At 59.4% G+C, this 15,336-nt stretch carries 15 protein-coding genes and 3 pseudogenes; 11 read left to right on the forward strand and 7 right to left on the reverse strand.

Annotated features, from left to right (window positions below; genetic code table 11):
- Nucleotides 1–109 precede the first annotated feature (109 nt).
- The gene (locus GDH07_RS12315; RefSeq protein ID WP_152897698.1) at nucleotides 110–1,744 is read right to left on the reverse strand and encodes a methyl-accepting chemotaxis protein; all 1,635 of its coding nucleotides are present in this window, start codon (nucleotides 1,742–1,744) and stop codon (nucleotides 110–112) included.
- Nucleotides 1,745–2,028: 284 nt separating this feature from the next.
- Here GDH07_RS12315 and GDH07_RS12320 point away from each other — a divergent pair, with 284 nt between their 5' ends.
- Nucleotides 2,029–2,859, forward strand: coding sequence for an undecaprenyl-diphosphate phosphatase (locus GDH07_RS12320; protein WP_152897699.1), 831 nt, complete (start codon nucleotides 2,029–2,031; stop codon nucleotides 2,857–2,859).
- Nucleotides 2,856–3,278, forward strand: coding sequence for a DUF1294 domain-containing protein (locus tag GDH07_RS12325; RefSeq protein ID WP_343038223.1), 423 nt, complete (start codon nucleotides 2,856–2,858; stop codon nucleotides 3,276–3,278). Before GDH07_RS12320 ends, GDH07_RS12325 begins: the two co-directional genes overlap by 4 nt.
- Here the strand turns inward: GDH07_RS12325 and GDH07_RS12330 are convergent.
- Both GDH07_RS12330 and GDH07_RS12335 read right to left on the reverse strand, forming a co-directional pair.
- Nucleotides 3,275–3,619 carry an MmcQ/YjbR family DNA-binding protein gene (locus GDH07_RS12330; RefSeq protein WP_152898274.1) on the reverse strand — a complete coding sequence of 115 codons (345 nt, stop codon included), beginning with the start codon at nucleotides 3,617–3,619 and terminating at the stop codon, nucleotides 3,275–3,277. The two genes, GDH07_RS12325 and GDH07_RS12330, sit on opposite strands and share 4 nt — an antisense overlap.
- 14 nt (nucleotides 3,620–3,633) lie before the next feature.
- Nucleotides 3,634–4,542 carry a LysR substrate-binding domain-containing protein gene (locus GDH07_RS12335; protein ID WP_343038224.1) on the reverse strand — a complete coding sequence of 303 codons (909 nt, stop codon included), beginning with the start codon at nucleotides 4,540–4,542 and terminating at the stop codon, nucleotides 3,634–3,636.
- A gap of 129 nt (nucleotides 4,543–4,671) precedes the next feature.
- On the opposite strand from GDH07_RS12335, the gene GDH07_RS12340 reads away from it, so the two are divergent.
- Both GDH07_RS12340 and GDH07_RS12345 read left to right on the forward strand, forming a co-directional pair.
- Entirely contained in the window at nucleotides 4,672–5,283 is a 612-nt protein-coding gene (locus tag GDH07_RS12340) for an FMN-dependent NADH-azoreductase (RefSeq protein ID WP_152897701.1), read from the forward strand.
- A 254-nt stretch (nucleotides 5,284–5,537) separates the two neighbouring features.
- Nucleotides 5,538–6,569: an alpha/beta hydrolase family protein gene (locus tag GDH07_RS12345; protein ID WP_152897702.1), complete on the forward strand. Its 1,032-nt coding sequence runs from the start codon at nucleotides 5,538–5,540 to the stop codon at nucleotides 6,567–6,569.
- Between the two features lies 1 nt (nucleotide 6,570).
- On the opposite strand, the gene GDH07_RS12350 is transcribed toward GDH07_RS12345, so the two are convergent.
- From GDH07_RS12350 to GDH07_RS12365, 3 genes are all read right to left on the reverse strand, one after another.
- On the reverse strand, nucleotides 6,571–7,758 hold the full coding sequence (locus GDH07_RS12350) for an MFS transporter (protein WP_152897703.1): 1,188 nt from the start codon (nucleotides 7,756–7,758) through the stop codon (nucleotides 6,571–6,573).
- A gap of 177 nt (nucleotides 7,759–7,935) precedes the next feature.
- Nucleotides 7,936–9,522, reverse strand: coding sequence for an ABC-F family ATPase (locus tag GDH07_RS12355; protein WP_053130242.1), 1,587 nt, complete (start codon nucleotides 9,520–9,522; stop codon nucleotides 7,936–7,938).
- 269 nt (nucleotides 9,523–9,791) lie between these two features.
- Entirely contained in the window at nucleotides 9,792–10,148 is a 357-nt protein-coding gene (locus tag GDH07_RS12365; RefSeq protein WP_246195944.1) for a hypothetical protein, read from the reverse strand.
- A gap of 105 nt (nucleotides 10,149–10,253) precedes the next feature.
- On the opposite strand from GDH07_RS12365, the gene GDH07_RS12370 reads away from it, so the two are divergent.
- From GDH07_RS12370 to GDH07_RS12400, 7 genes and pseudogenes are all read left to right on the forward strand, one after another.
- On the forward strand, nucleotides 10,254–10,583 hold the full coding sequence (locus GDH07_RS12370; protein WP_152897704.1) for an MFS transporter: 330 nt from the start codon (nucleotides 10,254–10,256) through the stop codon (nucleotides 10,581–10,583).
- A gap of 132 nt (nucleotides 10,584–10,715) precedes the next feature.
- Nucleotides 10,716–10,868: pseudogene (locus GDH07_RS12375) on the forward strand (phage tail tube protein); the annotation flags it as partial.
- Between the two features lie 3 nt (nucleotides 10,869–10,871).
- Nucleotides 10,872–11,252 (forward strand): phage tail assembly chaperone, encoded by a 381-nt coding sequence (locus GDH07_RS12380; RefSeq protein ID WP_152897705.1) that lies wholly within the window; start codon nucleotides 10,872–10,874, stop codon nucleotides 11,250–11,252.
- A gap of 113 nt (nucleotides 11,253–11,365) precedes the next feature.
- Nucleotides 11,366–11,569, forward strand: a pseudogene (locus GDH07_RS12385) (DUF1799 domain-containing protein); the annotation flags it as partial.
- Between the two features lie 68 nt (nucleotides 11,570–11,637).
- Nucleotides 11,638–12,168 (forward strand): UDP-N-acetylglucosamine acyltransferase, encoded by a 531-nt coding sequence (locus tag GDH07_RS12390; RefSeq protein ID WP_152897706.1) that lies wholly within the window; start codon nucleotides 11,638–11,640, stop codon nucleotides 12,166–12,168.
- A 176-nt stretch (nucleotides 12,169–12,344) separates the two neighbouring features.
- Nucleotides 12,345–13,192 (forward strand): annotated as a pseudogene (locus GDH07_RS12395) (phage tail tape measure protein); the annotation flags it as partial.
- Nucleotides 13,193–13,205: 13 nt separating this feature from the next.
- On the forward strand, nucleotides 13,206–13,325 hold the full coding sequence (locus tag GDH07_RS12400; protein ID WP_425502108.1) for a DUF2514 family protein: 120 nt from the start codon (nucleotides 13,206–13,208) through the stop codon (nucleotides 13,323–13,325).
- Nucleotides 13,326–13,449: 124 nt separating this feature from the next.
- Here GDH07_RS12400 and GDH07_RS12405 read toward each other — a convergent pair whose 3' ends face one another.
- A complete protein-coding gene (locus GDH07_RS12405; RefSeq protein WP_152897707.1) occupies nucleotides 13,450–14,040 on the reverse strand; it encodes a PDZ domain-containing protein in 591 nt (196 codons plus the stop codon).
- Nucleotides 14,041–15,336 lie beyond the last annotated feature (1,296 nt).

Consider the following 15,336-nt stretch of genomic DNA (forward strand, 5'->3'; position numbering starts at 1 on the left):
TTGGGAAGTGGAAGAGGGGGCGGATTGTACCCAGACTGGCCACCGGCGTCAGGTGTTGGCCGAATCCACCGGCGGCATGCGCAGCGGTGGATTCGGGTTGCCTGGCGAGTCAGACGCGGAACTGTCGCAAGAGGCCGTTGAGCTGTTCGGAGAGCTCCCTGAGATGCCGGCTGGCGGCGCTGGAGTGCTGGGCCGCCAAGGCCGTTCCCTGGGACAGGCCGGCGGCCTGGCCGACGTTATGGTTGATGTCTTCGACCACATGGGCCTGTTGCAGCGTAGCGCTGGCGATCGAGGCGTTCAGCTCGTTGAGCGTGTGCAGGACCTGGCCGATGGCATTGAGGCTCGAGCCCGCCAGGCCGGCTTGTTCGATGGTCGCCTGGGAGGCTCGGCTGCTATCGCCGATGACCCGAACCGCGGCTTCGGAGTGGCTCTGCAGGCGCTCGATCATGCCCTGGATTTCCGCGGTGGACTGCTGGGTGCGCTGGGCCAGCAGGCGCACCTCGTCGGCTACCACGGCGAAACCGCGGCCTTGCTCGCCGGCGCGGGCGGCCTCGATGGCGGCGTTCAAGGCCAGGAGGTTGGTCTGTTCGGCAATGGAGCGAATCACCTCCAGCACCGTGCCGATCTGGGTACTCTCGGCCGCCAGGGTTCGGATCACTTCCACCGCCTGGTCGATGGTCCCTGACAATTGGTCGATCTGTTGCAGGCTACTGTCGATGTTCACCTGGCCCTGCTGGGCCTGGACCTCGGCTTCACGGACCCCCTCGGCGGCATGCTCGGCACTGCGCGCCACATCCTGGACGCCAGTGGTCACCTGGCTGATGGCGGCCGCCACTTGTTCCATCTGCTGCGATTGCTGCTGGCTGCGCTCCTGGGCTTGCGAGGCATTGCTGCCCAGCTCGCTGGAAGCTTGTTCCAGGGCGGCGGCGCTGGACTGCAACTGAGTCACCACGCCACGCAACTTGGCGGTGAAACCATTGAAATGCCGGGCCAGTTCGGTCACTTCGTCCTGGCCATGGGTGTCGAGGCTGCGGGTCAGGTCGCTTTCGCCGCTGGCGATATTGGCCATGGCATGCACGGTCTCTCGCAATGGGCTGACGATGCTGCGCACGATCAGCACCACCAGGGCGCCCATCAGCAGGGCGATCACCAGGCCCACGTAGGACGCCCGCAGCACCTGGGCCTGGAACTCCTGTTGCAGGTCATCGATGTACACCCCCGAGCCGATGATCCAGCCCCAGGGCTGGAACAGCTGGATGTAGGAGGTCTTCTGTACCGGTTCCTGGGCACCAGGCTTGGGCCAGCGGTAGTCGACCATGCCGGCGCCCTTGGCCTTGGCCAGGGTCACCATCTCGTTGAACACCTCGAAGCCATCCGGATCCTTGATCGAGGCCAGGTTCTGTCCATCGAGCTTGGGATTGGCTGGGTGCATGATCATCACGGGCGTCAGGTCGTTGATCCAGAAGTAGTCGTTCTGGTTGTAGCGCAATCCGCGAATCGTCTGTAGCGCCTGCTGTTGCGCCTGTTGGCGAGTCAGGCTGCCAGCGGCTTCCAGACCCTGGTAGTAATCGAGCACGCCAGCGGCAGTCTGCACCACATGCTGGGTTTTCTGCGCCTTGGCCTGGTACAGGTCGCCATGAATCTGCTGGAGCATCATCACGCCCAAGGCCACCAGGGTCAGTAGCGCCACGACCAGGATCAGCCACAGGCGCTGACTGATTGACATCTTTCGCAAGCTTTTCATCATCCGGTCACTCCAGGTTCTTGTTCTTGTCATGAACGACTAAGAGCATCCAAGCACGCCTGTCCGGGAGCGCCTACCCTACGGAAGTCCAATAACACCACGACGCTTTTTGCGCCTGTCTGCTAGGATTTCGGCGTCTTCGCGCAAAACCTGAACAATTCTGGTTTTTTCACATAATTTTCATGGGCTTGTGTTGATCTTTGACATGTCGGGTTCCCGGCCAATTTCGATGCAGTGAACATTTATAAAGAGGCATGCCACGAGCATCGCTTCATGGGGGATCGATGGACCTTTGGACCGCCTTTCAGGCATTGCTACTCGGGATTGTCGAGGGCTTGACCGAGTTCCTGCCCATCAGCAGCACCGGACACCAGATCATCGTGGCCGACTTGCTCGACTTTGGCGGCGAGCGGGCGATGGCTTTCAATATCATCATCCAGTTGGGGGCGATCCTGGCGGTTGTCTGGGAATTCCGGGGCAAGATCCTGGATGTAGTGATTGGCCTGCCGACCCAGCCCAAGGCTCGGCGCTTCACCGCCAACCTGCTGATTGCCTTCCTGCCGGCGGTGGTGCTGGGGGTGGTTTTCGCCGACCTGATCCACGCCTACCTGTTCAACCCTGTCACCGTGGCCACGGCCCTGGTGGTTGGCGGCATCATCATGCTGTGGGCCGAACGCCGCGAGCATCAGGTGCATGCCAACAACGTTGATGACATCACCTGGAAGGATGCCCTCAAGGTGGGATTCACCCAGTGCCTGGCGATGATCCCGGGAACTTCGCGCTCCGGCTCGACCATCATCGGGGGCTTGCTGTTCGGACTGTCGCGCAAGACCGCCACCGAGTTCTCGTTCTTCCTGGCCATGCCGACCATGGTCGGGGCCGCGGTGTACTCCGGCTACAAATACCGGCATCTGTTCCAGCCCGATGACTTGCCAGTGTTCGCCATCGGTTTCGTCACCGCCTTCATCTTCGCCATGATCGCGGTCAAGGGCCTGTTGAAGTTCATCGCCAACCACAGCTATGACGCCTTCGCCTGGTACCGCATCGCCTTCGGCTTGTTGATCCTGGCGACCTGGCAGTTCGGCTGGATCGACTGGGCGGCGGCCAAGGCGTGAGGGCTTCCCGATCCGAGCAACGCCAGGGCAGCCCCGGACGGATCCAGCATCCCCGAGCCAAGCTGCTGGCGTTCATCCTGCTGTGCGCCTTGCCGTTGTATGGGGCGCTATCGCTATGGTGGCGCGACGGCTCGGTCATTGCACTGGCAGCCTATGGTGCGGTCAGCCTGCTGACGTTCCTGGCGTATTGGCATGACAAACGCCGGGCCCGGGAGCAGGGCCAGCGCACGCCGGAGAACATCCTGCATGCCATGGAGTTGGCCGGTGGCTGGCCTGGGGCGCTGTTGGCCCAGCAATTGCTGCGACACAAGACCCGCAAGCTGTCCTACCAGGCGCTGTTCTGGCTGATCGTCGCCTTGCACCAGGTGTTCTGGATCGACCGGTTGTTCTTGCAGGGCGGCTGGTCGAGGCTGCTCTAGAGCAACAGCCCGACCTGGGTCCGCTTGGGCAACTTGGCCACCACTAGTTGGTGGGAACGTTGCAGCAACTGCTGCAGTTCGGCTGCGGCCAGGGGGTAGGGGGCCTGCATGATGATCCAGTGGGCCCGGGCCAGGTACGGCGCCGGCGCTATGCCTGGGCGATCCACATGGCCCAGGAACAGCTCCGGGTCGACCTTGAAGGCCAGTGAGTCGCCCCGCAGGTTCTGCATGGCGAACATCTTGTTGCCGGCAACGGAGAACACCCGCACGCCGCCCCACTTGTAGTCTTCCCGCGCACCTGGCAGGTCCAGGCAGAAACTCGCCACTTGCTCTTCGGTCATTCGGGTGTTGGCTTTCACAGCGATCGTTCTCCGCATTCTTCGAAGGCTTCATGCAGGTGCTCGATCCAGGCCCGGACGGCCGGCAGCACACCGCGCCGGTGAGGATAGACCGCTTGCAGCCAGCCACCAGGCAGCGACCACTGTGGTAGCAACTGCACCAGTTGACCGCTGGCCAGTTCTTCCTCGCAATACAGCATCGGCAGCACGGTGCAGCCCAGGCCGGCCAAGGCGCAGGCCCGGCGTACGATGAAGTCGTCGATGCCCAGCCGGGCCTCCAGGGCTAGTTCGCAGGTGTTGCCTTGCTGGTCCAGCAGGCGCAGGTGCACCAGGCGATCGGCTTCCAGGGCGCCTAGGATCGGCAGGCGGCGCAGGTCCTCGGGTTGCTCCACCGGGTGTTCGTGCAGGAACGCGGGCGAGGCCACCATCGCCGTCTGCGCCGGACGCAGGCGACGGGTCACCAGCAAGGGGTCCTCATCACCTTGTTCCCGCACCCGCAGGGCCACATCGATGCCTTCGTTGACCAGGTCGACGCGTCGATTGACCAGCAACATCTCCAATTGCACCTGGGGGTACTTTTGCAGGAAGCCGCTCACCAGGGGCGTCAGCAGTTCATGGGCCAGGCCCACGGGGCTAGAGACCCGCAACCGCCCACGAGGTTCGCTGGCCATGCTGGCCACGGCTTCATCGGCCATCTCCGCCTCCAGCAACATCGCCTGGCAATGCCGCAGGTAGCGCTCGCCCACCGTGGTCAGCTTCAGTTGCCGGGTGGTGCGCTGCAGCAAGCGCGCGCCCAGGCGCTCCTCCAGCTCGGCGATCCGCCGCGACAGACGTGACTTGGGAATGCCCAGGAGGCGGCCGGCCGCGGTGAAACCGCCGGCCTCCACCACCTTGGCGAAATAGTAGAGATCGTTGAGGTCTTGCACTGGATTGGCCTTATTGTCCTGCTGGTGGGACTAACTATCGCATTTATGCTGACTAATCATCCATTGGTTTCATGGGTAGGATTGCCAACATTCGATCGCCAAGCGGCGGTCCTCACTTGGAGAATCCAGATGAAACTGTTGCATATCGATTCCAGCATTCTTGGCGATAACTCGGCTTCCCGTCAGCTCAGCCACAGCGTGGTAGAGGCCTGGAAGGCCGCCGAGCCGCAAGCGGTGGTGACCTACCGTGACCTGGCCGCCGATGCCATCAGCCACTTCTCCGCCGCCACCCTGGTGGCCGCCGGCACCGTCGCCGAACTGCGTGATGCGGCCCAGGAGCACGAAGCCCGGCTCAGTGCCCAGACACTGGAAGAGTTCCTGGCTGCCGACACGCTGGTGGTCGCGGCGCCCATGTACAACTTCACCATCCCCAGCCAGCTCAAGGCCTGGTTCGACCGCATCGCCATATCCGGCAAGACCTTCCGTTACACCGAGGCCGGCCCGCAAGGCTTGTGCGGCGACAAGAAGGTGATCGTGGTGTCTACCTCCGGCGGCCTGCATGTCGGCATGCCTACCGGTGTCGGACACGAGGACTACCTGAAGGTGATGTTCGGTTTCATGGGCATTACCGATATCGAGTTCGTCCGTGCCCATGGCCTGGGTTATGGCGAAGAGGTGCGCAGCAAGGCCATGGCCGACGCCCAGACGCATATTCGCGGGCCGCTCTTCGCTGCCGCGTAAGGCTTGTGTAAAGACGCTTTCACGCGCCAGCAGGGCCACTAGACTCTGTATTCTGGTCATCGTTTCAGATGATCAGGGTACGGAGTTTTTTTATTGGTTTTTCCAGGTTTTCTGGCTCGGGTTATGCAGGTTGAAGAGAGCTTCTTCTTTAGCGCGCGGTTCCGATTCCAGGACGAATCCTCTCCAGAGCCTTGGCGGCAAGGGATGGCACGAGCAACCGGCATTCTCGATCCTGCGACGAAGGTGGGTGTGTGATGAGCGGTCGTTGTGCAATGTTACTGATCTGCCTGTTCAGCGGCATGGTTTCGGTGCAGGCGGCTCCCCATCAGCATTGGAGCGTCGGCTTTCATGAGCTGAGCTTTCTCGATCCACTGGACCAGCAGCCAATGCGTGCCATCGCTTTCTACCCGTCCACTGGTATCGAGCACTCCAGCCAGTTGGAGGGTTACCGGATCGGTGCCTCTCGCGATGCCAAGATCGCCATCGGCCGCTTCCCGATGCTGATGCTGTCCCATGGCAACACCGGAACGCCCCTGGCCCTGCACGATCTGGCTACATCCCTGGCGCGCAAGGGGTTCGTGGTGGTGGCGGTGATTCATCCGGGAGACAACTCCAGGGACCACAGCCGCCTGGGTACCCTGAGCAATCTCTATGGTCGGCCGATCCAGATTTCCGAGGCCATCACCGCGACCCTGGCCGATCCGATGCTGGCCCCATTCGTCAATGCCGAGCAGGTAGGGGTGATCGGCTATTCGGCCGGCGGCGAGACGGCGCTGATCCTGTCCGGCGCCACTCCAGACCTGGATCGCCTGCGGCGTTATTGCCAGGAGCGTCCGGATGACCGGGATGCCTGCAATACCCAGGGTGAGCTGATCGTCGATCGCGACGACCTGCAGCCGGTAGCCGATCCCCGGGTTCATGCCTTGCTGTTGATGGCGCCGTTGAGCCTCAAGTTCGGTCGCCAGACCTTGTCCGGGGTGCATGTGCCGGTGCTGCTGTACAGCGGCGACGGCGATCAACTGGTCGCCCTGGACAAGAACGCCGCGGCCCTGGCGCGCAAACTGCCGGTGGCGCCGGACTTCAAGTTGCTGGCCGGGGCCGGGCACTTCGTGTTCATGGCGCCGTGTACCGCCGAGCAGCAGGCGGCCATGCCGTTGCTGTGCACCGACGCCGACGGCGTGGATCGGGTCGACATCCACCGCAACTTGATTTCCGAGGCGGGCAGGTTCTTCGCCCAGACCTTGGGCAAGCCGAACCGGGCTGGCATGCAGACTGCCGACCAGTGATTCAGGCCGCAGCTCGGTGCTTGAGCAGCAGGGTCAGGCCCAGGCCGGTGACGGACAGCAGGGCGGCGCAGAAAAAGATCCATGCATAGCCAAGGTTCAGCGCCACCGCGCCCATCAAGGGCCCGGCGACCGCCAGCGCGAGGTCGAAGAACACCGCGTAGGCGCTCAAGCCGGCGCCCCGGCTGCTGCTGGGTACCTGCTTGATGGCTTCCACTCCCAGGGCCGGATACACCAGCGACAGGCCGAAGCCGGTAAGGCCGGCCCCCACCAGTGCCCAGGCGGGTGAGGGGGCGAGCCAGAGCAGGCCGAGCCCTAAGGTTTCGACGCTCATGCAGGCGATTGCCGAACGAAAGCCGCCAAAGCGGCTGATGCTGGAAATGAACAACAGGCGCGAGCAGATGAAACAGACGCCGAACACCGTCAGGCAGTAGGCCGCGCCATCCCAGCCCAGGCTCAGGTAGAACAGGGTGATGAAGGTGGTCAGGGTGCCATAGCCGATAGAGGCCAGGCTCAGGCTCACGCCGAAGGGCGCGATTCGCCCGAACACCGCCCAGAACGGCAGGCGCTCACCCCGCACCACCGGTACCGATGGTTTGCTGCGGATCAACAACAAGGCCAGCAAGGCCAGGGCTGAAAGCGCCACGCCCAGGCTGGCGAAACCGTATTGCTGGACCATCACTACTCCCAGCGGCGCGCCAATGGCAATGGCACCGTAGGAAGCGATGCCGTTCCAGGAGATCGACCGCGCTGTGTGCTCCGCGCCGACCTGGCCCATGCACCAGCTGATGGTGCCGACCCCGATCAGGCCCTGGGCCACCCCCAGCAGCAGGCGGCCGCCCAATAGCACCGCCAGGCTTAGCCAGGGCAGTTCTTGCAGCCACACTGAAACCAGGGTCAGCACGCCGCTCAGCAAGATGCCCAGCAAACCGTAGACGATCGAGCGCTTGGTGCCGACGGTATCGGACATGCGTCCGGCCATGGGGCGGCTGAGCAGGGTAGCCAGGTACTGGGAGCCGATGGTCAGGCCGGCGATCACGGCACTGAATCCCAACTGTTCGTGGACGTAACCTGGCAGTACGGCAATTGGCAAGCCGATGCAGAGAAAGGCGATGAAGGTATAGAAGACGATGGAAACGATCTGCAGGGTGATCGCCATGGAGCTTTGCGCGGATGTCTGGGGCTCGGGCATGAAGGCTCGTTCGCGGGCGGCGGTTAGAGGGCCGCATCATCGCGTGCCGCGAAATTAAAAGAAAGCAGGCTAACTATTTATTCCCATCCGGTCCTTTCAAGAGGGCAATGAGGTGAACCAAAAAGCCCCGTCACGCTGGACGGGGCCTTGTCTTGCTACTTACCGGTTGCCGCTGTCTTAGAACAGCAGGCCCTGGCTACGCAGGTAGTCGTCGTAGGTGCCACTGAAGTCGGTCACGCCGTTCGGGCTCAGCTCGATGATGCGAGTGGCCAGGGACGATACGAACTCGCGGTCGTGGCTGACGAAGATCAGCGTGCCCGGGTAGTTTTCCAGCGCCAGGTTCAGCGCTTCGATGGATTCCATGTCCAGGTGGTTGGTCGGTTCGTCCATCAGCAGTACGTTGGGCTTCTGGCAGGCCAGCTTGCCGAACAGCATGCGGCCCTGTTCACCACCGGAAAGCACCTTGACCGACTTCTGGATTTCGTCGGAAGAGAACAGCATGCGACCCAGGGCAGCCCGGATGTTCTGCTCGCCGCTGGTCCACTGGCCCATCCATTCGAACAGGGTTTCGTCGGCTTCGAAGTCGTGGGCGTGGTCCTGGGCGTAGTAGCCAGTCTCGGCGCTGTCGGTCCACTTCACGTTGCCCGAATCCGGGGCGAGCTCACCGACCAGAGTACGCAGCAGGGTGGTCTTGCCGATGCCGTTGGGGCCGATGATGGCCACGCGCTCGCCGGCTTCCACGGTGAAGCTGAAGTCCTTGAACAACTGCTTGTCTTCGAAGCCCTTGGATACCTTCTCCAGGGTCACCGCCTGGCGGTGCAGCTTCTTGTTCTGGTCGAAGCGGATGAACGGGCTGACCCGGCTCGACGGCTTGACTTCCTCCAGCTGGATCTTGTCGATCTGCTTGGCGCGGCTGGTGGCCTGCTTGGCCTTGGAGGCGTTGGCCGAGAAGCGGCTGACGAAGGTCTGCAGCTCGGCGATCTGCGCTTTCTTCTTGGCGTTGTCGGACAGCAGGCGCTCGCGAGCCTGGGTCGAGGCGGTCATGTACTCGTCGTAGTTGCCCGGGAACAGGCGCAGCTCGCCGTAGTCCAGGTCGGCCATGTGGGTGCACACGCTGTTCAGGAAGTGCCGGTCGTGGGAAATGATGATCATGGTGCTGTTACGCGCCGTGAGGATGTTTTCCAGCCAGCGGATGGTGTTGATGTCCAGGTGGTTGGTCGGTTCGTCCAGCAGCAGGACTTCCGGATCCGAGAACAGCGCCTGGGCCAGCAATACCCGGAGCTTCCAACCTGGAGCCACTTCCGTCATGGGGCCGAAATGCTGTTCCAGGGGGATACCCAGGCCCAGCAGCAGTTCGCCGGCGCGGGACTCGGCGGTGTAGCCGTCCATCTCGGCGAACTCGGTTTCCAGCTCGGCCACGGCCATGCCGTCTTCTTCGGTCATTTCCGGCAGCGAGTAGATGCGATCGCGCTCGGCCTTGACCCGCCACAACTCCTCGTGGCCCATGATCACGGTGTCGATCACGGTGAATTCTTCATAGGCGAACTGATCCTGGCGCAGCTTGCCCAGGCGTACGTTCGGCTCGAGCATGACCTGGCCACTGGAGGGCTCCAGGTCGCCGCCGAGGATTTTCATGAAGGTCGACTTGCCGCAACCGTTGGCGCCGATCAGGCCGTAGCGATTGCCGTTGTTGAACTTGACCGAGACGTTCTCGAACAGCGGCTTGGCGCCGAACTGCATGGTGATATTGGCGGTGGAGATCAAAGTGCTTACCTATCAGTAACTTATGCAGCTGGATTTTCGCCTGATACCGATTTGATACCAATCTTGAGCTTTCCAGCTCGCTCCAGTCGGAGCTTGAGTTGAGCCAACGGGCATACGTCGACAGCAGCATTTGCACGCTGTGACCCAGCTGTTGGGCGATAAATGCGGGGTTGAGGCCAGACATTGAGCATATTGTCGCATAGGTGTGACGACAGTTGTATGGGGGCCTCCTTTTAATCCCCAGCTCATTCAGCACGGGCACCCACTGTTTATGCAGGTCCGAAGTCTGCTTCACGTAGCCATTCGCGGTACTCGGCGGCGAGGCGTTCCCTCGCTTCGATCTTGTCCTCGGTGCGCTCGATCTCGGTTTCACCCAGGCGCTCGTTGACGTAGTGAATGTCGTCGTACAGCCCCAGGCGAACGTCGGTGGAGAAGCCAAGCTGGCTCAAACATTTGCCGAGCGCATCGGTGAGGGACTTCTTCGGTGCGTCAAAGTCGGTGCTGATTGTTCCGAATTTGTTTTGAGTGATGAAAGGCGTGTGTCCGTAGTGAGTGATCGTCTTGCGCTCACCATCGCTCCCCAGGTACCACAGAGCGACCTTTAAGGTGTGAACCTGGGCAACCATTCCTGACCTGCCTCCGTATCGAGAAAGTCGTCTTCCGGGATGAGCTTGCGTAGAGCTGACATGGTCGTATCCAGAGTGGCGGGATATGTCCATGGAGTCGAGCGCATGGAGTTTCTATACCGCCTGCTCGACAGGCTTGATACCTGGTTTACCGCGAGACTGGTTGGTACGTTCGCCGCGAGCTGGTGGCACCGCGACGACCTGGTAGACCGAAAGGCCTGGGCCATCTTCATTTTCTCGGGTGCTATATGCGCCCATTACCTGACTGGTCTGGTGAGCGCTTATTCGGGAGTGGTCGAGCCACGCAGCGTTGCCAGCATCGGTTTTCTGCTCGGCACCTTCGGCGGCTCGTTGATCGTTGCCATTACTCGGGCAATCAACGCTGCTGACCTTTGGGCGTTCATTCGTTCGAAGTTCGGGGGAGGTGGCACATGATCCTGGAGCACGTTGCAACCTGGTCGGCTGGACTGATTGCGCTATGGGCGACCTGGTGCTGCTTGAGCGGAAAGGTCCGCGACGGGGTGCTGGGGAAGTTGATCTACGCGACTATCGCGCTGAGCGGGTACACGCCTCAGCCGGCCGGGCAATGACACGCTGTTGTACGGGGCCTATACCTCGTTTTCCAAGCAGCCGGCGGTGTCTCGCAACAACCTGCTGACCCGCACCGTCAACCTGGCGTTGCGGTCTGAGCCAACTCGCTACCTGACAACGGTGGTGTAACCCATGGCCAAGTTCTCACTGATCCAGAATCCGACCTTCAAGGCCGACGTGATGGGCCCGCAACTGGGCGGCCAGCCGGTGAAGGTCGGATTCGCATTCAAGTACCTGGACAGGGCTGGCCTGGCCGAGCTCTACGCCGAGTGGGGTGAGCGCCACAAGGCGTTGGTCGTGAAGGCTGATGACATGGACCTGTTGACTTTCACCGCTGCCCAGATCGATCTGCAGGTAGACCAGGTCAAGGCTGTGGTGGCTGACTGGGATTTCAAGGAAGAGTTCAACGACCAGAATATCCGCGTTCTGGTCTCCTCGATTCTCTCGGTGCCCAGCGCTGTGCTGGCGACGTACTCCGAGGCCTTCAATCAAGCCCGCCTGGGAAACTCCTAAGCGCCGCACGCGCCCTCTATCAGCAAGGGCCATCTACGGAAGAGCTCAAGGCCTTTGGCTTCCTGGTGGGTGATCTGACCGGCCAGGACATTGAGGTCTGACCGGGCGTTTGGCCAGCCTTCCTTGTCTTCGAGGCGATGAGCACTCAGTGGCGGGTGGGTGCATGTGGCGCAGCGGGCCTGGACTACGGAGCGCTGCCGAGTGTCATCCGAATGTATGGCGTGCCGGCCAGCTCCCGGCAAAGCATTTTCAGTAACATCCGGCAGATGGAGGCTGAAGCCCTGGCCGTCATGGCTGAACACACAAGTAAAAGCTGATCCCCTGAGGCATTGGTGCCTTCGTCGTGTGATGGTAGAGTCTCGCCAAATCACGATGAGGGATCAGCATGAGAGTTTTGATTGGGGCCCTGGCTATAGCTTTTTTGGCTGGGTGCGCATCACCACCGCCGTTGAACTTTTCCGTTCAGGGGCTGCAAATGTCGACCAATAAGATTGATGCGGACTTGAGGTCCATGTCCGTGTCCTTTGCTAGCCCTAATGAGGCTCGTGGAGAAATCCCTTCAAATGGAGAGGAGGTCCCCAGGCTCTGGGAAAATGCTTTGCGTGAAGGCGTTGATAGAGTCTCGGTTTTCAATGATGACTCCTCCCAAAAGGTGAACATTTTTGTGAAGATCACGGAATTGGATATTGCTGGGGGAGGCGTCACCATGACGTCGAAGGCGAGAGCTACCTACCAGATTGTAAATAGAAAGTCGGGCAAAGTTGTCTATGAGCGAGACGTCGCTAGCATTGGCTCAGTTCCTGGAACGTATGCTTTTTCGGGAGCGACGCGGATTAAAGAGTCAATCAACAGGGCTGTTCAAGAGAACATCCGAGTTTTCTTAGAGGCAATAAGTATTACGAAGATCGATGCTTGAGCGTTGCTGTAGGGGCCTGGCTTGAGATTGGCATGAGACCAGTCTGAGGTTCATGAGTATTTATTACATATTGCGCCTGAACGCTCTCTTGTTAAAAAACCCGCCTTGAGCGGGTTTTTCATTGCCTAAGGAAATGAAACTGAGACTAGGGCATCCCACAGAAAACAGAGACTTCAATGAGTACTATCTTCGCTTCGATTGACATTGAGGTTGAGTCGTCCCGGGTCGTCAAGGCTGCTGATGACCTCGACAAGCTGGTGGATTCGGCGGTCGATGCCGAAAAAGCGATTGATGGCCTCGGCAAGTTCGGTGAAGGCCTGGCCAACACCGGCAAGAGAATCAGCCAAGCGGAGATTGAGGCCGCCCAGGGCATCGACAAGGCCACCAGTGCGAAAGAACGCCAGGTCGATGCTAGCCGGAAGTCCGGGGCAAGTGCTGCCAGCGAAATCGCCATCATCAGCCAGCTCGAAGGCGATTACCGGCAACATCGACTGCATGGAGAAGCTGGTTCAGGCAGAGGGACTGCTTGAGCGTGCCCGCACGGCCTGGTCACCATCGAGCAGCAGGAGGCCTACCAGGAACGTCTCGGCAAATCCTTCGACAAGATCGAGAAGGCCGAGGCGAAGGAGGCTGCGCAGAAGCAGCGCCTAATCGATATCGAGAACCGGCAGATCGAAGCACTCAAGCGCACAGTAATAGCATCGACCCTCTGAATGTGAAGCTGGCCAAGCTGGAGGCGCAGGAGAAGGAAGCGCATGAAGCTTTCCGTCTTGGCGCAATCAACGTGGAACGCTACAGCGAGGCTCTGGCCAAGATCGGTAAGGATCGGGTCGGCATCGCTGCTACAGAGGGCGCGTTCGACAAGCTGAAGCTCGGCACCCGCCAGGCTCAAGAAAACGTCATGCAGTTGAGCAATGCCCTGCAGTCGGGGGATTGGGGGAGCGGCGTTCGTGCTGTTGCCCAGCTTGGCGCCGAAGCTGGTGCCTCGGCTAAGAGTTTAGCCGCGGCCCTGTTGCCGGCAGGCCCGCACAGCCCTGGTGCTTGCCGAGCTGTTCAAGCGCGTTGACGAACGAGCGGGAGATCTGGCAGCAGATGCGGATCAAAGCCGGAGCAGGGGAGTGACGTGCGAGCAGGCATATGACAGTTTGGAAAAATAGGGCACGCTCATTTAGCGGGATGTATCTGGCGTGATTTCTAGAGTCATGTTACTACTTGTTCCTGTTTATGGTCTTTGCGCTGTTGATTGGTATTCGCTGCGAAAGACCATATATGGGTTAGAGGCTATTTGTTAAACTGAACAGATTTTGTAAAGGATTTGTCGTCACGGCTAAAAGTGACCTCTACTTTTTTTCCAGACCTCTCTTCAATCATGATGCCTAGGGTGTTTATGTTTTTTATTCTTTGTCCATCGAATGATTCTAATATGTCTCCAGATAATAAGTCTGCATTGTAGGCAGGGGTGTCGTCAATTACCGTAGTGATTTTTACGCCGAAATTTGACTGCCGTTTTTTACGCTCTTCTTCCGTTAAATCTTTCGTGCGCACTCCAAATGTAGAGGTTTGATTTATATAGTAGACCGCTGCGTAGTTTGCTCGGTGCTCAGTCGTCGGAACGTAATCCGTTGTTGTGCTATAGGTTGTTCCTGTTCCTTGGATGGTTGAGCTTTTTCTGCCTTTGGAATCTGTTATTAACGCAGACTCAAATGTTGTGCTTGAAGTTGGTTTTATAACAGCTGTCGACGTGGTATAGCTACCTGAGTATTCAGGGTCTCTAAGAACTATTAAGTCTGCTTTTACCGCTTTTCCTTGTTCGACCGCAAATTTTTCCGGAACATATGCTGAGCTGTTAAAAGAGGACTTTCCAATGGGCATGTAGCCTTTGCGTGCCCAAGCATCAAGTCTCGCCTGACCATCTTTGGGGGTGACGTGATCTACAAATGGAGTCTCTGGCGGGGGAGTTGCTCGTATTTTAGCTATGATTTCCGGGGTGGTTCCGGATAGGTCAGAATAGTAGGCAGTGTATGGGTTGTTGTTTACGCATCCTGCCAATGCAAAATAGAAAAAAGCGAGAGTAGTAAAACTGATAATGTTTTTTTCATTTCTTCATCCATGTTTTTGTTACGGCTATGCTTTAAAGCGAGTGCAATTTAGCATTATTCAACACCATTGCGTAAGCGGCATTCTGGCGCAAGGAATCGGGTATGAAGGAGAGAGTTTTTGCAGCAGAGCCTATCGATGATCAGTCGTGGCTCATCACATCGCCACCGGCTTTGGTCAACACTTCTATAAGTTCAGCCCCATGATTCCTGTTGTTGCGTAGGTGTGGCGGGTGTCGTACTGCCGGCGTTCATGGATGAGCAGCGCCTTGAGCGCTGATTTGAAGTCGCGGATTGTAACCCTGATCCACAGCCCTCCTTTGTGCTGCTGGAACACTAAAGGGCTTTGCGGATGGGTTGACTTGGAGATCAAGCGCGAAGAGTCACCATTGGCCGGGCTTGGTTGATGGCATTCATCGCGCGGTCGTGGAGTGATACTGTCCGGTGGTGCCTGGTCTTCGTTCGCTCATGTGGCGTTCAGTTCATGATGATCCGGTGAAAGCTCAGCGTGTCCTCGGGGAGGTGCAAGTTGGGATGGTGAGTTGCCGATCTCCCGCCCAGTCGATTGCAATGGCTCTTCCCGCGGAGCATCAGACTCCTGGCGGACCACCGGGGGGGTCACGGTGATGGGGGCATACACTGCGCGCTGTTCCCGAGCCGGGATGATCGCCGTTCTTTCTTCAAGCACGACTTCACCTCGATAGCTATATTTCTCTGCGTTCGACCAAATCGGTTTTTGAGGGTGCGGTACAAATGTGCTCCTGTGCGTGGTTTGCCCTTGCGGGTCTGGCTCGGGCGCAGTTAGTACTCCTCTGACATGGACTTGAAATCTTCCAACGATTCGCTCTCCGTCATTTACTCCCAGCAATGCCTCGTGCGATCTAACTGCGGTCGCCAGTTCGGTCACTGACTTCTGAGCGCGCTCGGCACCGGCTAGCAGACTGGACTAGACCGTATCAGTTCAAAGATAGGCTGGTCTCGGCCCGGCCCGAGAAAAACTCAACATCGTATCCGGTATTAGTTGATCACTACATTACGAGCTGTTTTAACGCAGCATAATCCTCTCATAGGT

It is taken from the genome of Pseudomonas piscis (assembly GCF_009380155.1).
In the GTDB taxonomy this organism is placed as follows: domain Bacteria; phylum Pseudomonadota; class Gammaproteobacteria; order Pseudomonadales; family Pseudomonadaceae; genus Aquipseudomonas; species Aquipseudomonas piscis.

Excerpts from the sequence above, each read along its gene's own strand:
- GDH07_RS12345 (WP_152897702.1), top strand. The coding sequence starts at position 5,538 with ATGAGCGGTCGTTGTGCAATGTTACTGATCTGCCTGTTCAGCGGCATG.
- GDH07_RS12350 (WP_152897703.1), bottom strand. The coding sequence starts at position 7,758 with ATGCCCGAGCCCCAGACATCCGCGCAAAGCTCCATGGCGATCACCCTG.
- GDH07_RS12340 (WP_152897701.1), top strand. The coding sequence starts at position 4,672 with ATGAAACTGTTGCATATCGATTCCAGCATTCTTGGCGATAACTCGGCT.
- GDH07_RS12405 (WP_152897707.1), bottom strand. The coding sequence starts at position 14,040 with ATGCCCATTGGAAAGTCCTCTTTTAACAGCTCAGCATATGTTCCGGAA.
- GDH07_RS12390 (WP_152897706.1), top strand. The coding sequence starts at position 11,638 with ATGAGAGTTTTGATTGGGGCCCTGGCTATAGCTTTTTTGGCTGGGTGC.
- GDH07_RS12380 (WP_152897705.1), top strand. The coding sequence starts at position 10,872 with ATGGCCAAGTTCTCACTGATCCAGAATCCGACCTTCAAGGCCGACGTG.
- GDH07_RS12365 (WP_246195944.1), bottom strand. The coding sequence starts at position 10,148 with ATGGTTGCCCAGGTTCACACCTTAAAGGTCGCTCTGTGGTACCTGGGG.
- GDH07_RS12315 (WP_152897698.1), bottom strand. The coding sequence starts at position 1,744 with ATGAAAAGCTTGCGAAAGATGTCAATCAGTCAGCGCCTGTGGCTGATC.
- GDH07_RS12370 (WP_152897704.1), top strand. The coding sequence starts at position 10,254 with ATGGAGTTTCTATACCGCCTGCTCGACAGGCTTGATACCTGGTTTACC.
- GDH07_RS12320 (WP_152897699.1), top strand. The coding sequence starts at position 2,029 with ATGGACCTTTGGACCGCCTTTCAGGCATTGCTACTCGGGATTGTCGAG.
- GDH07_RS12330 (WP_152898274.1), bottom strand. The coding sequence starts at position 3,619 with ATGACCGAAGAGCAAGTGGCGAGTTTCTGCCTGGACCTGCCAGGTGCG.